At 49.7% G+C, this 18125-nt stretch carries 14 protein-coding genes and 1 tRNA gene; 14 read left to right on the plus strand and 1 reads right to left on the minus strand.

Features of this window, described 5'->3' with window-relative positions; genetic code table 11:
- The first annotated feature begins 111 nt into the window (after window positions 1-111).
- The 4 genes from uvrB (at window position 112) to feoB (ending at window position 5915) form a co-directional block, all read left to right on the plus strand.
- The gene (uvrB, locus tag I2H39_RS25730; RefSeq protein ID WP_195627880.1) at window positions 112-2094 is read left to right on the plus strand and encodes an excinuclease ABC subunit UvrB; all 1983 of its coding nucleotides are present in this window, start codon (window positions 112-114) and stop codon (window positions 2092-2094) included.
- Between the two features lie 145 nt (window positions 2095-2239).
- On the plus strand, window positions 2240-3424 hold the full coding sequence (locus I2H39_RS25735) for an N-acetylmuramoyl-L-alanine amidase family protein (protein WP_195627881.1): 1185 nt from the start codon (window positions 2240-2242) through the stop codon (window positions 3422-3424).
- Window positions 3425-3582: 158 nt separating this feature from the next.
- A complete protein-coding gene (locus tag I2H39_RS25740; RefSeq protein ID WP_138308943.1) occupies window positions 3583-3819 on the plus strand; it encodes a FeoA family protein in 237 nt (78 codons plus the stop codon).
- 71 nt (window positions 3820-3890) lie between these two features.
- Window positions 3891-5915, plus strand: a complete 2025-nt coding sequence (feoB, locus tag I2H39_RS25745) for a ferrous iron transport protein B (protein ID WP_347708609.1) — start codon at window positions 3891-3893, stop codon at window positions 5913-5915.
- A gap of 57 nt (window positions 5916-5972) precedes the next feature.
- Here feoB and I2H39_RS25750 read toward each other — a convergent pair whose 3' ends face one another.
- Window positions 5973-6902 (minus strand): DUF5688 family protein, encoded by a 930-nt coding sequence (locus I2H39_RS25750; RefSeq protein ID WP_195627883.1) that lies wholly within the window; start codon window positions 6900-6902, stop codon window positions 5973-5975.
- Between the two features lie 349 nt (window positions 6903-7251).
- Here I2H39_RS25750 and I2H39_RS25755 point away from each other — a divergent pair, with 349 nt between their 5' ends.
- From I2H39_RS25755 to I2H39_RS25800, 10 genes are all read left to right on the plus strand, one after another.
- Complete coding sequence (locus I2H39_RS25755; RefSeq protein WP_227147486.1) at window positions 7252-8115, plus strand: threonine/serine exporter family protein; 864 nt, start codon at window positions 7252-7254, stop codon at window positions 8113-8115.
- The gene (locus I2H39_RS25760; RefSeq protein WP_138308937.1) at window positions 8109-8549 is read left to right on the plus strand and encodes a threonine/serine exporter family protein; all 441 of its coding nucleotides are present in this window, start codon (window positions 8109-8111) and stop codon (window positions 8547-8549) included. Before I2H39_RS25755 ends, I2H39_RS25760 begins: the two co-directional genes overlap by 7 nt.
- Window positions 8550-8596: 47 nt before the next feature.
- Window positions 8597-8668 (plus strand) — tRNA-Arg (locus I2H39_RS25765).
- 710 nt (window positions 8669-9378) lie between these two features.
- Complete coding sequence (locus I2H39_RS25770) at window positions 9379-10752, plus strand: amino acid carrier protein (protein WP_138309042.1); 1374 nt, start codon at window positions 9379-9381, stop codon at window positions 10750-10752.
- Between the two features lie 305 nt (window positions 10753-11057).
- Entirely contained in the window at window positions 11058-12095 is a 1038-nt protein-coding gene (locus tag I2H39_RS25775; RefSeq protein WP_138308935.1) for a hypothetical protein, read from the plus strand.
- A gap of 21 nt (window positions 12096-12116) precedes the next feature.
- Window positions 12117-13160 carry a tRNA preQ1(34) S-adenosylmethionine ribosyltransferase-isomerase QueA gene (gene queA / locus I2H39_RS25780; RefSeq protein WP_195627918.1) on the plus strand — a complete coding sequence of 348 codons (1044 nt, stop codon included), beginning with the start codon at window positions 12117-12119 and terminating at the stop codon, window positions 13158-13160.
- A gap of 51 nt (window positions 13161-13211) precedes the next feature.
- A complete protein-coding gene (locus I2H39_RS25785) occupies window positions 13212-13967 on the plus strand; it encodes a pseudouridine synthase (protein WP_195627884.1) in 756 nt (251 codons plus the stop codon).
- 13 nt (window positions 13968-13980) lie between these two features.
- A complete protein-coding gene (ligA, locus tag I2H39_RS25790; protein ID WP_138308931.1) occupies window positions 13981-15936 on the plus strand; it encodes an NAD-dependent DNA ligase LigA in 1956 nt (651 codons plus the stop codon).
- 132 nt (window positions 15937-16068) lie between these two features.
- Entirely contained in the window at window positions 16069-16986 is a 918-nt protein-coding gene (metA, locus tag I2H39_RS25795; RefSeq protein WP_138308929.1) for a homoserine O-succinyltransferase, read from the plus strand.
- Window positions 16987-17034: 48 nt separating this feature from the next.
- On the plus strand, window positions 17035-17940 hold the full coding sequence (locus tag I2H39_RS25800) for a PhzF family isomerase (protein WP_195627885.1): 906 nt from the start codon (window positions 17035-17037) through the stop codon (window positions 17938-17940).
- The last annotated feature ends 185 nt before the right edge of the window (window positions 17941-18125 follow it).

The following is an 18125-nucleotide window of genomic DNA, read 5'->3' on the forward strand; positions in this document are numbered from 1 at the left end:
AAAGACAGTGTCATAGACAGAGGTATCTAACATGTGAAACATATATAAAACATTTCGGTAACGATAAAAGATGAAATGTTTTTCAAAATAAAAGTGAGAAAGGAATCCCATATGGACCATTTTGAACTAGTATCCGAATACCAGCCCACCGGCGACCAGCCGCAGGCAATTGAAGCCCTTGTAGAAGGCTTTAAAGAAGGCAACCAATTCCAGACCCTGCTTGGTGTCACTGGTTCCGGCAAGACTTTCACGATGGCCAATGTCATCCAGGCCCTAAACAAGCCTACCCTGATTATTGCCCACAACAAAACATTGGCAGCCCAGCTCTACAGCGAGTTCAAGGAATATTTCCCCAACAATGCGGTGGAGTATTTTGTGTCTTACTACGACTACTACCAACCCGAAGCCTACGTCCCATCCTCGGACACCTACATTGAAAAGGATTCTTCTATTAATGATGAGATAGACAAGCTGCGCCATTCCGCCACCGCTGCCCTGTCCGAGCGGGAGGATGTGATTATCGTGGCTTCCGTATCCTGTATCTACGGTCTGGGCAGCCCCATTGATTACAAGGAGATGGTTATTTCCCTGAGGCCAGGCATGATTAAGGACAGGGACGAGGTCATCCACAAGCTCATTGACATCCAGTATGACCGCAATGACATGGACTTTAAGCGGGGAACGTTCCGGGTAAGGGGCGATGTGCTGGACATTTATCCTGCGTACTCAGATGGTGTGGCCTACCGGGTGGAATTCTTTGGGGACGAGGTGGACCGTATATCGGAGATTGATACGCTGACCGATGAGACCAGGGCGCAGCTGGGCCATGTGGCTATTTTCCCGGCATCCCATTATGTGGTGCCAAAGGAGAAGATGATGGAAGCCACAGAGAACATTCTGGCGGAGCTGGAGGAACGGGTCGCATTCTTTAAAAGCGAGGATAAGCTTTTGGAGGCCCAGCGTATATCGGAACGGACCAACTTTGATGTGGAGATGATGCGGGAGACAGGATTCTGTTCAGGCATTGAGAACTATTCCAGACATCTGACCGGCGGCCTGCCAGGGGAACCGCCCTGTACTCTGATAGATTATTTCCCGGAAGATTTCCTGATTATTGTGGACGAGTCACATATAACACTGCCCCAGGTACGGGGAATGTATGCAGGGGACCGGTCCAGGAAAACCACGCTGGTGGATTACGGCTTCCGGCTACCGTCGGCTCTGGATAACAGACCGTTGGCGTTTTCTGAGTTTGAGTCTAAAATTAACCAGATGATGTTTGTTTCCGCCACGCCGTCTGTCTATGAGGCGGAGCATGAGTTAATGAGGGTGGAACAAATCATACGTCCCACAGGGCTTTTAGACCCGGAAATTTCGGTGCGGCCTGTGGAGGGCCAGATTGATGACCTGGTTTCTGAGGTAAACAGGGAAGTGGAAGCACGCCACAAGGTGCTTATCACCACTCTGACCAAGCGGATGGCAGAGGACCTGACCGACTATATGAGGGAGGTGGGCATCCGGGTGAAATATCTCCACTCGGATATTGATACCCTGGAGCGGGCTGAAATTATCCGGGACATGCGAATGGATGTGTTCGATGTCCTGGTGGGAATCAACCTGCTGCGGGAAGGACTGGATATACCAGAAATAACCCTGGTGGCTATTCTGGATGCTGATAAGGAGGGATTCCTGCGTTCGGAGACATCACTGATTCAGACCGTTGGCCGCGCGGCGCGCAACAGCGAAGGCCACGTAATCATGTATGCGGACAAGGTGACGGATTCCATGCGCGTGGCAATCGAGGAAACGAACCGAAGGCGCCAGATACAGCAGAAATACAACGAGGAACACGGAATCACTCCTACCACCATAAAGAAGGCTGTCAGGGATTTAATCGCTATATCCAAGGCAGTGGATGCAGATGATAAGCACTTTAAGAAGGACCCGGAGTCCATGGACGAGAAGGAGTTAAAGAAGCTGTCAAAGGAGCTGGAGAAGAAAATGCATCAGGCTGCAGCAGAACTGAATTTCGAGGAAGCGGCAAGGCTGCGTGACAGAATGATAGAAATCAAGAAAATGCTGCAGGACTTGTAATTTTCTGTAACTCATGGAACAATATACCTAAAAATGTAATATTCTTTTAAGGATTATTAAATTGTACAAAAGAAACCTCTACTTTATAATAAAGATAGGCAATAATAGCAAATAATTGCGAATATAGATGAGGAGGTTATGTTTTATGAGGAGAAAAAGTTATCTCTGTCTGCTGCTTGCAGCATCCATGGCATTGGGCGGCAGTTTCCCGGCATTGGCGGCAGATAAGAAAATTGACACGGTCAAGCTGAGTTTTTCCTATTCAAAGGCGCCTGAGAGCGGAGATGAGATAGGAGACATTACAGTTAAGGCGGGCAGCAGCGGATTTGAAGTGGATTCTGCCGAGTATACCAATATTGAGGACCAGGATACCTGGACCGTAGGCGACATACCTGAGGTAAAGGTGGAGCTGTCTGCCAAGGACGGATACAAGTTCTCTTACACATCCAAGAGCCATTTCTCTCTTTCAGGATGTAATGCGGATTTTAAGAAGGCAAAGATTTACGATGACGGCCAGTACATTGAGGTGTACGCTGAGCTGAAACGCATCGGCGGTAAGCTTCAGGGTGCTTCGGACCTGGAGTGGAACGATACCACGGCTGAATGGGAGGAGATTGAGGGCGCCAAGAGCTATGATGTAAAACTGCTCCGCAACGACAAGACAGTCACCACAGTGAGCACCACAGGAACCTCCTATAACTTTGCAGGCTATTTTAACCGGGAAGGAGACTATACCTTCCGTGTAAGGGCGATTTCCCGCTACAATAATAAGACTGGCGAATGGTCCGAGGATTCCGGTTCCCTGTCTATTGACGAGGATGAGATTGGCCGCTATGGCGGCAGCGGGCACTGGGAACAGGACGGCACAGGCGTGTGGTATGCCTATGATACCGGCGGTTATCCGGCATCCTGCTGGAAGCAGATTAACGGGGCATGGTACTATTTCAACAACAAGGGCTATATTGTCACAGGATGGCAGAAGCTGGACGGAACCTGGTATTACCTGAATCCGTCGAACGGCACCATGATGACCGGCTGGCAGGCCATTAACGGCAAGTGGTATTACATGAACGGCAGCGGTGAGATGCAGACCGGCTGGCAGGCCATTAACGGCAGGTGGTATTATCTGGACAGCAGCGGCGCCATGCAGATTGGCTGGCAGAGGCTGGGAGGCCAGTGGTATTACTTAGATGCAAGCGGCGCCATGCTTACCGGCTGGCAGGCCATCAACGGCAAGTACTATTATCTGGGTACCAACGGCGCCATGTATTACAATACGTGGACACCGGATGGAAAATATGTGGATGGTTCCGGAGCCTGGGTGCAGTAAAATATAAGTTAAATATGCAGGAGAGATGCAGCGGAGAGATTCGCTGCATCTTTTTTGAATCTGAGTTTGTCATAACAAACTCTTTTTGTTGACATTTTTTCGCAATAAGCATACAATGAATATGATTTAAATGCAACTACAAAAGGAGACAGGCAGCAATGCAGAAAAAGCTGAATGAGTGTGAAATCGGCGGCCAATACGTTGTATCGGGCGTGCAGGTGGATGAGAGCATTACCAGACGTCTGGAGGCCCTGGGGGTCAACGAGGGGACGCCTGTGAATATACTAAATAAGAAGGGCAGCGGCAGCGTTATCATCAAAGTGCGCGGTACGCGTCTGGCGCTGGGAAAGCGTCTGTCCGAAGGTATCACGGTCAGGGAGGAACATGCATCATGAGCGGACATGCAAGGGCAAATGGGACAGATACGTACGGCAGTGTGATACTGGGAGACAGCAGGGAAAAGAAGATGGATTCTCCAAAACAGCATGGGGATGATACGGCGCCCATCACAGTCGGATTTGTGGGCAATCCCAACTGCGGCAAGACCACATTATTCAACGCCTTCACCGGTGCTAAACTTAAGGTTGCCAACTGGCCCGGAGTTACGGTGGAGCGCGTGGAGGGAGAGACCAGCTATAAAGGGCGCCCTATCAAGGTTATAGACCTTCCGGGCATCTACAGCCTTACTTCCTATACCATAGAGGAAAAGGTCACCCGTAAATGCATTGAGGACGGCGGCGTGGATGTCATCATCAATGTGGTGGACGCTTCTTCCCTGGAAAGGAACCTGTACCTGACCATGCAGCTCATTGAGCTGAAAAAACCGGTTATCCTGGCCCTGAATATGATGGATATTGTGGAAGAACGTGGCATGGAAATCGATATGCACCGCCTTCCGGAGATGCTGGGGGAGATTCCCGTTGTCCCGGTATCGGCCAGAAAACGGACCGGGCTGGATGTGCTGATGCATGCAGTGGTCCACCATTATGAGGAGGGCCCCCAGGGCGTGGTTATCCGCTACAGCCAGGAGGTGGAGGAGAAAATCCGGCTGATTGAGGAGGCACTGTATAAAAAATACGGCGAGATGGACAACATGCGCTGGCATGCCATTAAGTTCCTGGAGTTTGACCAGGTGGTGATTGATGACCATCCCCTGGATAATGCGGGGCAGATTCTTCCGCGTAATTATGAAAAACAAATCATCAATGAGAAATATGACTATATTGAAGAGGTCATAAAGGAATGCCTGTTTAATAAGGATGAGAAGGCCGCCACCACGGACAAGGTGGACCGGCTCATGACCCATCCGGTGTGGGGAATTCCCGTGTTCCTGGGCATTATGGCCTTGGTGTTTTTCCTTACATTTACAGTGGGTGATTTTTTAAAGGAGTATTTCCAGATGGGTCTGGATATGTTTTCCGGTGCCGTCCTGTCGTTTCTCACCAGTGTCCACGCAGCCCAGTGGCTCACCTCGCTGATTGTGGATGGTATCATTGCGGGGGTGGGCGGTATTCTTACATTCCTGCCCAACATTTTTATCCTGTTCCTTGCCCTGGCTTTTCTGGAAGACAGCGGATACATGGCAAGGGTGGCTTATGTGATGAATGAGACCATGGGCATGGTGGGTTTGTCAGGAAAGGCGTTCCTGCCCATGCTTTTGGGTTTTGGCTGTACGGTACCCGCGGTTATGGCAACCAGAGCCCTGGAAAGCGTGAAGGACAGGCGGAGGACTATTTTAATCACGCCATTTATGTCCTGCTCCGCCAGGCTGCCGATTTATGTGCTTTTCGCTGAGATGTTTTTTCCGGACAGGGCTCTGATTGTGGCATACTCCCTCTATATCATCGGTCTTTGCATGGCAATCCTGGTGGCCTTTATTGTACATATCCATGGAAAAAATGACAGCTCCCAGAACGCGCTGCTGATAGAACTGCCTGAGTACAAGACGCCCAACGGCCGCACGGTAGCCATCTATGTGTGGGATAAAGTAAAGGACTATCTCAGCAAGGCGGGAACCACGATTTTCATTGCGTCCATTGTGCTCTGGTTTGTATTAAACCTGGGACCGGACGGATTTGTGTCGGAGGTGTCCGACAGCTTTGCCGCAATCATCGGTCATGTCCTGGTACCGGTATTAAGACCCGCGGGCCTGGGACAGTGGCAGGTGGCTGTGGCCCTTATTTCCGGCCTCTCGGCAAAGGAAGTGGTTGTATCCAGTTTCAGTGTCCTCTACGGAATCAATAATGTGAACTCCGCTGCCGGTATGACAGAGTTATCCACTCAGCTGGCCATGGCCGGATTTGGCGGCGTAAACGCCTATGCCCTGATGATATTCTGCCTGCTGTATTCACCCTGTATCGCGGCAGTGGCAACGATTAAGCGTGAGACCGGCTCCTGGAGATGGACCATAGGAATGGTGCTGTTCCAGCTGGCTGTGGCCTGGGCGGGAGCTATGCTGGTATTCCAGTTGGGAAGTCTGATATTCGGATAATCAATACTGGAACATGCAGAAGAATGGCAGATGTAGCGGAGGGGACAGGATTGGAACTCAGCAGATGGAAACAGGGCCGGAGGATGCAAGGGTAATGGCTCCGGTTTCCCTTGAATAGAGATATACCTGATTGGACAGGCGGTCTTCCCTGGGGACCTCGGACCGGTTGATGTGGGTCACCAGCCGGCTCATCTCCCCATAGGAAATATCGCCGTCGTCAGGCAGCAGCAGAACTTCGTGGATGCTGGATGGAAGGATAATTAAATCCTTTTCCACCCCATCTGCGAAGTTTTTTAATACATCCTTATACAGGATGCAGGCAGCGCCGTTGATGCCGGAACGGTTGCTGAGTATGTAAAACGGGGCAGGAGTTTCCGGCCTTGGCCCGGTTTCCTGAACATGGGGATTCAGTTCGCGGTTCAGCTCCTCGATGATACATGACATGCTGGAGATGACAGGAGGAAACAGCCTGGGAGAATTGGCAAGGGCTGAGTTTTTTAAATCTTCCAGGGAAATGTTCCAGATACGCAGATGACTGTTGTGAATCATGGCGGTCATGAGGCCGGTGTCATCCTCATGGATGCAGAGGTAGAATACAATCGCCAGGTCCATCCAGAGTATATGGGGGACGTCCGCCAGAATGGATTCGTTGGAGGCAGCATGTATTAGTTTGCAGGCAATATCAGAGCGTATGCCCTCATAATCGGACAGCATCTGATAATCCAGGGGAGGCGGTGTATCGTTCTGACGGTACAGAGCCAGAAGCTCTGCTGCAATATGGTCTAAAGGCCTTCCCTCACGGTACTGTTCATAGCAGGGATTCAGGTATATGGCAGGAGCGATATGGGTATTTCCCCTGGTGATGCACAGTCCATCCAGAATGAGCCCATTGTTTTTGGGGACCTTGCGCAGCTCCAGCTTATAGCTGTCTCCCAGGGCTGCTTCCATGCGTTCTTTTACAGCAGTTAAAAATTGTTCGTATACCAAATGTATACCTCCTTTGATGTTATTTATGTAAACTGAATAACAGTTCCATATCTTACTGAACTGGATAATAAGGTAAACTTCCGGTGAAATCGCCTTGGATAATGACAAGATGGATAAACTGAATATAAAAATATAAGTGAATATCAGAAATAAAATGAATTGATACCAGCTTAATCCATAAGGACATGTTTGTCAATAGATGAAAATGGGATTTTTGGGCTGCCAAGCTGCCGGAAAGCGGTTCAAGGCGGAAAATACTATATGTTATCGGGGTTTTTAAGTAGGTATTGTCGTTTTATTGACTACAGGGGGAGGGAATGGTGGGGAAATGACGGGAAAATGGCAAGAAATGAAATTGACGGATGGTCATGGGACTGATATACTCGATTATAGTTTCAGAAAGGAATGGGGACGAGTGGACGAACATCATTGGAGTGAGGACCATCTGATAGCCAGTACCGCTGTCCTGGCCGGGGAAATCATGCTGATAAGCGGAGCCGAGATTGCCAGGATAGAGGGAACCATACATTATATACTGGGGTGCTGCCATGGCAGGAATGCACAGACCATGGTATTCAGCACAGGCATATTTGTGAGCCTGGACAGCCCTGACAGGGAGGCGCTGACCCTGGTGCGAAGGGTGGAGGCGCGTTCTACCAACCTGAACCGGATATACCGTGTGAATGAGGTGTCCAGGAAGCTGTGCGGCGGCCTCATGAGTCCTAAGGAGGCATACCGGGAGCTGGAGGAAATAAAGGATAGCTGCCAGTATAAAAGGGAGTTGAAGGCCCTTAGTTATGCGTTTATCGCCGTATTCTTCGGCGTGGTCCTTGGCGGGAGTCCTGCGGATTGTCTGGGGGCTGCTGCAATCGGCGGGATTCTGGGACTGGTGGTATATGCCATATCAGGCTTGGGATTCAATGATTTCTGCGTTAACGGTCTGGGGGCATTTACCATCGGGATTGCTGCCCTGGCCATGAACCGGTGGATTCTGACCGGGGCCAGTAATGACGTGGTTATCATCAGCGCCATCATGCCCTTGCTGCCAGGTGTTATCTTTACCACAGCGGTAAGGGATACGCTGAACGGGGATTATTCCTCAGGGGCAGCCAGGATGCTGGAGGCAGTGGTGACTGCTCTTGCAGTGGCGGCCGGAGTGGGTGCAGGCATGGCACTGTTCCATCAGCTCACAGGGGGAGGCGGAATATGGTAGCTGCGATTCAGGTGGCAGGTTCGTTTATGGCGGTGCTCAGCTTCGGGCTGGTGCTGGAGATGCCCAGGAAATACCTGGGCTGGTCAGGGCTGACCGGCGGAGTGTGCTGGCTGGTGTATCTGCTGGTAAAGGCAGGAACCGGCTCCATGATTCTGGGAGCATTTCTCTCCAGTCTGTCCGTGGCCCTTATGGGACATCTGTTTGCCAGGATTTTCAGGGCTCCGGTCAGTGTGTTTCTGGTGCCGGGAATCCTTCCCCTGGTCCCCGGTACATCCATCTATAACAGCGTGTACTATGTTATCCGCAACAGCAGGGAGGAATCCATGTATTATCTTGTGGAAACCCTTCAGATTGCTGGCTCCATTGCCCTGGCGGTGTTCCTGATGGATTCCGTGTTTAAACTGGTGGGAAAGAAGAAAAGGATAAAAGTGTAAAATTAGGACTTGAAGTTTTAATGAAAATAGTGTATCATAATGGGGATGCGTCTGTAGCTCAGTGGATAGAGCAGTGGCCTCCGGAGCCGCGTGCGTAGGTTCGATTCCTATCAGACGCATTTTAAATTGCATATTTTTTATTTTTGCGGATGCCGCAGAGTCAGGTCCAAGCTTGATTCTGCGGCATTTCCTGTTTATCCGCCGGAACAAACCGGTCCGTTATGTCCGTTTTTCCTGAGCCGGTCGTAAACCTTGATACGGCAAGCAATGAAAATGCAGATGGATGTCCTGAAAAGAGTGTTAAAAAAACGTTTATTTTTTAAAATTTTCACACAATCTTAACGCCAAATCGGGGATTTGGAATTGATTTTGGAAATTTTAAGGAGTATACTGTTACTAAAGCGAAATACAAGGTAAGTTTTTTAAAATTGTATATTTAACTCGGATAGCATATATACGAAAGTCGGTTAATAAAAAGTAATAAGATGGGGCTTCGGATTGTTTCCTGAAAAAAGAGTGTATCTAACTGTATGAGTACCAGAACTTCAAGAAAGCCCGAAGAGAAGTCTTTGAATATATAGTATCCTGGTATAACAGAAAGTGGTTATACAGAGCCATCAATTATATGACGTCTCAGCAGAAGGAGGATGGGAAACCAGAAAAGGTGGCATAAGCTTTCAATTCCAGCATTCCCCGCGGCCGCTTAATCCAACGAGGTATCAAGCAAACGTACGGCAAGAACGTTCAACCTATATAAAGCGAAGGGCTGTAAATAATAGGCTGACGGGGACCAAAACCCTACACTTATATATTAAGGAGGAAACATTATATGCTACGGATAGTTGATACAATTAATTCATACCTTTCTGATTACATTCTTGTATTTCTTTTAGTTGCTGTGGGCCTTTGGTATACCATCAAAACCAAATGTGTCCAGAGGTATCTCTGGAAAGGACTGAAACAGCTGTTTGGCGGTTTTTCACTGCACGGCGGTTCTCAGGGAGGCGGAATGAGCTCATTTCAGGCGGTTGCAACAGCAATCGCTGCACAGGTTGGCACCGGAAATATTGTTGGTTCAGCCGGTGCGATTCTTGTGGGCGGACCCGGAGCCATTTTCTGGATGTGGATTATTGCATTTCTGGGCATGGCAACCATTTATGCAGAAGCAACATTAGCGCAGAAGACACGTATTACAGATGCGGAAGGCAATATCCAGGGCGGACCGGTGTACTATATCCAGACAGCCTTTCATGGCAGCTTTGGAAAATTCCTGGCAGGCTTTTTTTCAATCGCAATTATTCTTGCTCTTGGATTCTTTGGATGCATGGTGCAGTCCAACTCAATCGGCTCGACAATCCAGCTGGCATTCGGGATTCCGTCCTGGGTTGTAGGTATCTTCCTCGTTGTTATTTGCGGATTTATCTTCATGGGAGGCGTGGACCGTCTTGCTTCCGTTACTGAAAAATTAGTTCCGGTTATGGCAGCATTTTTCCTGCTAGGCGGCTTGGGAGTACTCGCTATGCGGTTACAGTATATTCCGGAAACATTTGGCCTGATTTTCAAATATGCATTCCAGCCCCAGGCAATTATCGGCGGCGGATTCGGTATAGCAATTAAGACGGCTGTCAGCCAGGGCGCAAAGAGAGGCCTGTTTTCAAATGAAGCCGGTATGGGCTCCACCCCCCACGCCCATGCCCTTGCGCTGGTGAAAAATCCGCATGAACAAGGCTGCGTCGCAATGGTCGGTGTTTTCATTGACACCTTTATCGTTCTCACACTGAATGCATTGGTTATTATTTCTACACTTTACGCAGGAAATGGTCCTCTGGCAAATGGTTATGCAGGAGAAGCCGCGGAGACATTAAAAAATACAAACCTTGCCCAGGTGGCTTTCGGCGTTGTATACGGTAATAAGGCCGGCGCTGTTTTTGTGGCGATTTGTTTGTTCTTCTTCGCATTTTCCACCATTCTCGGCTGGAATTTATTTGCAAAGATTAATGTAACCTACTTATTTGGAAAAAAAGCGCAGAAACCATTCATGCTTGTTGCTTTGGTATTTATCTTCCTTGGAACAATTGGGGAAAGTGATTTGGTATGGTCATTATCTGATATGTTCAACCAGCTGATGGTTATTCCCAATGCCATTGCACTGTTCGCATTGACGGGGGTGGTTACAGGGATTCTTAAGAACCGCGACAAATAAAATATGGTACATATGCTTGAGAATGAAAGGACGTTCGCCGATGACTGCGTAAAGACTGAAGAGAGGCTTATACGTTTGACGATGCGCATACAGCGGTTATTTTCCTCGGTTTCTCCTGGATGGGTCAAAAGATGGGGCGGGATGCCCTTGTAAGGATATCGCAGATAATCTGTTTCAGCTTTGGATTATCTGCGGTATTTTTTTGGTACAGATTGCAATTTGAACCGCTTTTTGCTAGAATAGAGCGGAGATACTTGTATACTAACATACTCCGGGCTTCGCAGTCGGGACAGGAGGACTGAATCATGAGACAAAACAGAAGAAGGACAGGCAGCAGACGTTCTGCGGACGATAAGATAAAATATATGCGCATGGCGGCCATTCCGCTGGTTATTGTGCTGGTGCTGGTGGCAATCATACTGGTGATGGACAGGAAACCGTCGGATAAGGAGGCATCCGCGTCAACCGGCGTGTCGCTTTCCTCGGATGAGGATATCAATATAAACAGCGACAGCACCGCTGCACCGGACGATGGGGGAGTGGAGCCGGACAATAACCAGTATACTACGGATTTTTCCCAGTATGAGCTGAAAAAGGACGAGATTCCCCAGGTAAACCAGCTGATTAGTGAGTATTTTCAGGCAAAGGTGGACCAGGATGCTGAGACGCTGTACCGGATATTCGGCAAGAGCAGTGATACCGGGCTGGATGAACGGAAGGAAGAACTGAAGAATGAGGCGGTATACATTGAGGATTATGTGGATATTGTCTGCTATACCAAGCCAGGGCTTACAGAGGATTCCTATGTGGCCTATGTCACCTACGAAGTGAAGTTCAGACGTGTGGAGACATTGGCGCCCGGGCTCATGTGGTGCTATGTGGTCAAGGAAGATAATGGAAACTACATTATCCGTGAAAATGTAGTGGGTGATGAGGCGGATTATGTGGCAAAGCAGAACCAGTCTGAGGATGTGAAGCTGCTGTCCAACCAGGTGAATGAGAGGCTGAGACAGGCCATAGAGGGCGACACGGTCCTTGCCGGAATTTATAAGGATTTGAGAAACGGAGCAGTGGTCCATTCATCCGAGGAAGAGACAGGGGACAGTACGGTCATTCTGGAGGAAGAAGGCGCAGGGGGACAGAGCCCTGAGGGGGGACAGCCATCCCAGGAGCCGGCCGCTGACCCGGGCCAGAATTCCCAGGAGCCGGCCGCTGACCCGGACCAGAATTCCCAGGGAGAAGGAATACAGAATGTCCCGGCCGGACAGGAAGGAACAGAGACCCAGGGAAGCCAGGGAACTGAGCCCGGTACGTCAGGCGGTTCCAGTGTAAAGATAGAATAGTCTTGGAGGATAAGATTGACCATGGATGTAAAGGATTTTGATTATGAACTGCCGGAGGAGCTGATAGCCCAGGACCCGCTGGAGGACCGTTCCGCTTCAAGGCTGATGGTGCTGGACCGGGAAACCGGGGAGATACAGCACAGGATATTTAAGGATATCACGGAATACTTACGGCCGGGAGACTGCCTGGTGATTAACGATACAAAGGTTATACCGGCACGGCTGTTCGGAGTGAAGAAGGACACAGGGGCCAAGATAGAGATACTTCTGCTGAAACGCAGGGAGAATGATATATGGGAGACACTGGTGCGTCCGGGCAAGAAGGCCAAACCCGGGACTGTCATTGAATTTGGAGAGGGTCTGCTGACGGGAACCGTGGTGGATACCGTGGATGACGGGAATCGTCTGATTCAGTTCCATTACAAGGGCATTTTTGAGGAAATACTGGACCAGCTGGGCCAGATGCCTTTGCCGCCGTATATTACGCACCAGCTGAAGGATAAGAACCGTTACCAGACCGTGTATGCCAGGCACGAAGGGTCTGCGGCAGCGCCCACGGCAGGTCTGCATTTTACCCAGGAGCTTCTGGCTGAGATTGAAGGTATGGGAGTAAAGATTGCCCATGTGACGCTCCATGTGGGATTGGGGACATTCCGCCCTGTCAAGGTGGAGAATGTCCAGGACCACCATATGCATTCTGAATTTTATGTTGTGGAGGAGTCTGAGGCAAAAAAGGTGAACGACACAAAGGCTGCCGGAGGCAGGATTATCTGTGTGGGGACTACCAGCTGCAGAACCGTTGAATCTGCCTCCACAGAGGATGGGGTGCTTAAGGCAGGAACAGGCTGGACGGAGATATTCATTTACCCGGGATACCGCTTTAAGGTACTGGATGGCCTGATTACTAATTTTCACCTGCCTCAGTCCACCCTGGTGATGCTGGTCAGTGCGCTGGCTGGCCGGGAGCATATACTGGATGCCTACAGGGAGGCTGTGAAGGAGCGTTACCGTTTCTTCTCCTTTGGCGATGCCATGTTCATTGCAGCCCATCCGGCTGCTAAGTAGCAGTAAGGACAGCACAGGGATTGCAGGATTATCAGAAGAAAGCGGGAAAATATGGAAGAACGTTTAAATAAATGGCTGAGTCAGATGGGAGTCTGTTCCAGACGGGAGGCGGACCGTCTGATTGAGGCCGGCAAGGTGCTGGTGGACAACCGTCCCGCCTCCATGGGGCAGAAAGTGACACCGGGCCAGAAGGTGGTCTGCAATGGAAAGGTGGTCCGGGGCGACCGGAACCACAGGCCCAAACCAGTACTTCTGGCAGTGAATAAGCCAAAGGGCATTGTGTGCACCACGACCGACAAGGACAGGGCGGAGAACATCGTGGACTTTTTGAAGTATCCGGAGCGTATTTACCCTGTGGGGAGGCTGGATAAGGATTCAGAGGGACTCCTGCTCATGACGAATCAGGGCGACCTGGTGAATAAAATCATGAGAAGCGGAAATGCTCATGAGAAAGAGTATATTGTTACCATAGATAAGCCGGTGACGGAACGCTTTCTGGAACAGATGGCAGAAGGCGTCAGACTGCCTGAGCTGGACCAGGTGACCAGGCCCTGTCAGGTGAAGAAGGTGGAGCGGAATACATTTTCCATCATCCTTACCCAGGGCCTGAACCGGCAGATACGGCGGATGTGTGAAGCCTGCGGCTGCCAGGTAAAGCGTCTGGTGCGGGTGCGCATCATGAACATACGCCTGGGCAATTTAAAGACTGGCGCATACCGCCAGATAACGAAGGAGGAGTACGGGGAGCTGACAGGGCTTCTTAAGGACTCCTCCAGTCTGTCCGTAAAGGAGAGAAAGAATCGATAATCAGGAGAGCGGAATGGAAGACAGGATTCAGAGAATGAAGGAACTGGTTTCCGTCCTGCGGGAAGCAGGAAAGGCTTATTATCAGGAAAGCCGGGAAATCATGAGCAATTTTGAATATGATAAGCTGTATGACGAGCTGGTTTCCCTGGAAAAGGAGACTGGAGTCACCTTGTCGGGCAGTCCGACACAGCAGGTAGGGTATGAGATATTAAGCGAGCTGCCAAAGGAAAATCATGGTTCACCCATGCTCTCTTTGGATAAGACAAAGAGCGTGGAGGATTTGCAGGAATGGCTGGGGGACCAGAAGGGGCTGCTGTCCTGGAAGATGGACGGACTTACCATTGTGCTGACCTATGAGGGCGGAACCCTTGCCAAGGCAGTTACCAGGGGAAACGGGGAAATTGGCGAGGTTATTACGCCCAATGCCAGGGTATTTGCCAATATCCCTCTTAATATTTCCTACCAGGGACAGCTGATTCTCAGGGGAGAAGCAGTTATTACCTATTCGGATTTTGAGCGGATTAACAGCGGAATCGAGGATGTGGACGCCAAATATAAGAATCCCAGGAACCTTTGCAGCGGTTCCGTACGCCAGCTGAACAGTCAGATTACAGCGGAACGGAATGTGCATTTTGAGGCATTTGCCCTGGTGAAGGCAGATGGGGTGGATTTTCATAATTCCAGAAAAGCCCAGTTTGAGTGGCTAAAGGGCCAGGGGTTTGAGGTGGTCCGCTATGAGGAGGTGGATGCAGCCAGCCTGCCCGGGGCAGTGGAAATGTTTGCAAAGGCAGTGGAAGGAAATGACATTCCCTCTGACGGTCTGGTTCTTACCTATGATGACATTGCATATGGAGAATCCCTTGGACGTACGGCTAAGTTCCCGCGCAATTCCATTGCTTTTAAATGGAAGGATGAAATCAGGGAAACAACCCTTTCCTACATTGAATGGAGCGCCTCCAGGACAGGGTTAATCAACCCGGTGGCTGTGTTCGAGCCGGTGGAGCTGGAGGGAACCACGGTCAGCAGGGCCAGCGTCCACAATCTGAGCATCATGGAGGCACTGGAGCTGGGAGAGGGCGACACCATAACCGTGTATAAGGCCAATATGATAATCCCGCAGATAGAGGAAAACCTGACCAGGAGCGGGGTGAAGGACATACCGGAAGAGTGTCCTGTATGCGGGGGAAAGACGGAAATCCGAAAGGTAAATGACGTAAAGAGCCTGTACTGCACCAATCCTGACTGCCAGGCAAAAAAGATAAAGAGCTTTACCCTGTTTGTCAGCCGCGATGCGCTTAACATTGACGGGTTATCTGAGGCTACCCTGGAGAAGTTTATCCAGGCAGGGTTTATTCATGAATACGCGGATATATTCCATCTGGAAGAACACAGGGAAGCTATCGTGGAAATGGAGGGTCTGGGACAGAAGTCTTATGACAACCTCATTGCATCCATAAAGACAGCATCCAAAACAACCCTTCCGAGAATGGTGTACGGACTGGGAATCGCCGGTATCGGACTGGCGAACGCAAAGATGCTGTGCCGTGAGTTTAAGTTTGATTTTGAGAATATGCGCCATGCCGGTGAAGAGGAGCTGGTGGCAGTGGATGGTATCGGCGGCGTCCTGGCCCAGGCCTGGATGGACTACTTTGCTTCTGAGAGGAATAATCTGGTGGTGGACCATCTGCTGGCAGAGCTGGATATTGAAAAGGAACAGCCGGAGGAGACAGGGGAGGCAGTCTTTGCAGGTATGAATTTCGTGGTGACCGGGTCTGTGGAGCATTTTGCAAACAGGAAGGAACTCCAGGAGCTGATTGAGAGCAAGGGCGGCAAAGTAACTGGTTCCGTTACTGCCAAAACAGCGTATCTGATTAACAATGACACGGCCTCTAACTCGTCAAAGAATAAAAAGGCGAAGGAACTGGGAGTTCCCATTATCTCAGAAGAGGAGTTCCTGCGAATGTTGTAGCACAGTATCTGCCGGGGGATGCATACTGCAGTCCCGGCAGACGCTGTGCGGTTTCCGTGTGAAATGCTGCCAATGTGTGTGAACAGGATTCATGTGCGGGATGCGGCCGACATTTGAAAGGAGAGAGCAAACATGCCTATAAAAGTACAGAGAGACCTTCCGGCAAAAGTGATTCTGGAGGAAGAAAATATATTTATAATGGATGAGGACAGGGCTATGAGCCAGGATATCCGTCCGCTGGAAATCCTGATTCTGAATCTGATGCCCCTGAAGGAAGAAACAGAGACCCAGCTTTTGCGGGCCCTGTCCAATACGCCCCTTCAGGTGGACTGTACCTTCCTGATGCTGTCCACCCATGTGTCAAAGAACACGTCGGCCAGCCATCTCAACAAATTCTATGTCACCTTTGAAGAGATTAAGAAGAAAAAGTTTGACGGCATGATTATAACCGGAGCGCCGGTGGAAAATCTGGAGTTTGAAGAGGTGAATTACTGGCCGGAGCTGTCCATGATGATGGAGTGGAGCAAAACCCATGTGACATCCACCATACATATATGCTGGGGAGCCCAGGCAGGGCTTTATTATCACTACGGCGTCCCCAAATACCCTATGAAGAGGAAACTGTCAGGTATCTATAATCACAGGGTTCTGGACCGGAAGGTTCCCCTGGTGAGAAGCCTCAATGACTATTTCCTGGCCCCCCACTCACGCTATACCGAGGTGAGGAAGGCAGATATCCGGAAGCATCCGGAGCTGGCCATTCTGGCTGAATCCGATGAGGCTGGCGTGTTCCTGGTCATGAGCAGGGACGGGCGGCAGGTATTTGTCCAGGGACATCCTGAGTATGACAGGATGACGCTGAATAATGAGTACCACAGGGATTTGAATAAAGGCTTGAATCCCGAGGTTCCCTATAACTATTACGAGGATAATGACCCGTTTTCAGCGCCGCCTCTGACCTGGCGGAATACTTCCAATACGCTGTATACCAACTGGCTGAATTACTACGTGTATCAGGTTACGCCTTATCTGCTGGATGTGGAGGAGTAGGTACAGCCGGCAGCTGAGTATTTCATTGCTCACAGGGAGGAAATTACTTTGAAAAAATACAGGATATATCAGGTGGATGCATTCACACGCAGCCGGTTTCATGGCAATCCTGCCGGTGTTGTGCCGGATGCAGACGGGCTGACCGATGAGCAGATGCAGAGAATAGCCAGAGAATTAAACAATTCCGAGACAGCGTTTATCTTTTCACCCCAATCCGCAGAGCATGATGCGGTGGTCAGATTTTTCACACCGACAACCGAGGTGCCTCTGTGCGGGCATGCGACGATTGCAGCCCATTATGTAAGAGCCATAGAAGGCACAGCTGTTTCAGGACGGGTTTTACAAAAGACAAAGGCCGGGATTCTGCCTGTGGATATTGTAAAAGAGGATGACGATTTTTCCATTATTATGACACAGGGAAACCCGGAAATTGGAGAACCATTTTCGCCTGACATTGTAGCGGAGATTGCAGGAGCCTTAGGTATATGTGAAACAGACATTCGCAGGGATTGTCCTGTTTGCACTGCCTCTGCCGGTCATTCCAAAATAATGGTGGGAATCAAATCAAATACACTGCTTCACGGACTTGCTCCCAATATGGATGCCCTTGCTGCAATCAGTGCAAAAGTGGGCTGTAACGGATATTATGTATTTACATTAAATCCAAAAGATGATGTACTGGTACATGGCCGCATGTTTGCACCGGCAATCGGCATTCCGGAAGACCCGGTAACAGGAAATGCCAATGGGCCGTTGGGCATTTATCTGGTCCATTACGGCATTTGCAGGTCATTGGAAACTGACGATGAACTCTCTTTTTCTATCTTGCAGGGTGAGGCCATTAAGCGTGACGGTGGCATGCAGGTGAAGGTTAAGATTGAGAAGGGATTGCCGGTGCGTGTGCAGATTATGGGACAGGCTGTGATTGTTTTTGCGGCCGAAATTCAGTTGTAATTCCTTTGGTATGCGGATTTCACATTTTGGTTCAATACCGGTAGGGCTGGGGATGTTTGTATTTTTGATTCCCGGCCCTTAGTTTTTTTATATACCAGACACTGGTTTGTTTTTTGCATCATTATCTTCCTTTAAATCTCTGATACGTTCGTATTTCATACTTTCACCTTATTGAATATGATAGA

Origin of the sequence: Clostridium sp. 1001283B150225_161107_B6 (assembly GCF_015556325.1) — a bacterium.
In the GTDB taxonomy this organism is placed as follows: domain Bacteria; phylum Bacillota; class Clostridia; order Lachnospirales; family Lachnospiraceae; genus Enterocloster.

Excerpts from the sequence above, each read along its gene's own strand:
- I2H39_RS25740 (WP_138308943.1), top strand. The coding sequence starts at position 3,583 with ATGCAGAAAAAGCTGAATGAGTGTGAAATCGGCGGCCAATACGTTGTA.
- I2H39_RS25735 (WP_195627881.1), top strand. The coding sequence starts at position 2,240 with ATGAGGAGAAAAAGTTATCTCTGTCTGCTGCTTGCAGCATCCATGGCA.
- queA (WP_195627918.1), top strand. The coding sequence starts at position 12,117 with ATGGATGTAAAGGATTTTGATTATGAACTGCCGGAGGAGCTGATAGCC.
- I2H39_RS25785 (WP_195627884.1), top strand. The coding sequence starts at position 13,212 with ATGGAAGAACGTTTAAATAAATGGCTGAGTCAGATGGGAGTCTGTTCC.
- metA (WP_138308929.1), top strand. The coding sequence starts at position 16,069 with ATGCCTATAAAAGTACAGAGAGACCTTCCGGCAAAAGTGATTCTGGAG.
- uvrB (WP_195627880.1), top strand. The coding sequence starts at position 112 with ATGGACCATTTTGAACTAGTATCCGAATACCAGCCCACCGGCGACCAG.
- ligA (WP_138308931.1), top strand. The coding sequence starts at position 13,981 with ATGGAAGACAGGATTCAGAGAATGAAGGAACTGGTTTCCGTCCTGCGG.
- I2H39_RS25760 (WP_138308937.1), top strand. The coding sequence starts at position 8,109 with ATGGTAGCTGCGATTCAGGTGGCAGGTTCGTTTATGGCGGTGCTCAGC.
- I2H39_RS25775 (WP_138308935.1), top strand. The coding sequence starts at position 11,058 with ATGAGACAAAACAGAAGAAGGACAGGCAGCAGACGTTCTGCGGACGAT.
- I2H39_RS25755 (WP_227147486.1), top strand. The coding sequence starts at position 7,252 with ATGAAATTGACGGATGGTCATGGGACTGATATACTCGATTATAGTTTC.
- feoB (WP_347708609.1), top strand. The coding sequence starts at position 3,891 with ATGGATTCTCCAAAACAGCATGGGGATGATACGGCGCCCATCACAGTC.
- I2H39_RS25770 (WP_138309042.1), top strand. The coding sequence starts at position 9,379 with ATGCTACGGATAGTTGATACAATTAATTCATACCTTTCTGATTACATT.